Origin of the sequence: Microbispora sp. H10885 (assembly GCF_014161415.1) — a bacterium.
Lineage (GTDB): Bacteria > Actinomycetota > Actinomycetes > Streptosporangiales > Streptosporangiaceae > Microbispora > Microbispora triticiradicis.
On record NZ_JABBWY010000041.1, the window covers coordinates 1 to 596 of the forward strand.

Sequence of the window (596 nt, forward strand, 5' to 3'; positions counted from 1 at the left end):
CCGTGGCCCAACCACTTGTGGGGGGAGCGGTCGAAGGTGGGGCTGGCGATTGGGACGAAGTCGTAACAAGGTAGCCGTACCGGAAGGTGCGGCTGGATCACCTCCTTTCTAAGGAGCACCGGCCGGCTCGGATCCTCGTTGGAGGGTCGGGGTTGGTCCATGTCGCGTTCACCGGCGAGTGTCCGGTGCGTGGCGAGCTCATTAGTGGAGCACTGGTTAGTCAGCTGGTCGTGGTTGCCGGGTCGGTGAGTACCGTCCCAGCCTCCCTTCATCGGGGGTCTGGGGAGTGGGAAAGCGGGTGCCGGGGGTTGGGACTGGTTGAGCACACTGTTGGGTCCTGAGGGAACGGACCGTTCGCCTGGCCACCGTGGTTGTTGCGGTGGCTGCTTGGTGGAGGGCCTGTTGTCCTTCTGGGGCTGGTCTCCTGCCATACCGGTTCGGGCGTGTTGACGCTCGGGTGTTTGGTGGTGGGTGGGCTGGTTTGCCTGGTTGTTGTTTGTGAATTGCATAGTGGACGCGAGCATCTTTGTGGCCAAGTTTTTTAGGGCACACGGTGGATGCCTTGGCATCAGGAGCCGATGAAGGACGTGGGAGGC

General features: G+C 62.4%; 1 rRNA gene. It reads left to right on the plus strand.

What is annotated here, in order from left to right:
* A 16S ribosomal RNA gene (locus HHX37_RS35400) occupies positions 1 to 108 on the plus strand; the annotation flags it as partial.
* Between the last annotated feature and the right edge of the window lie 488 nt (positions 109 to 596).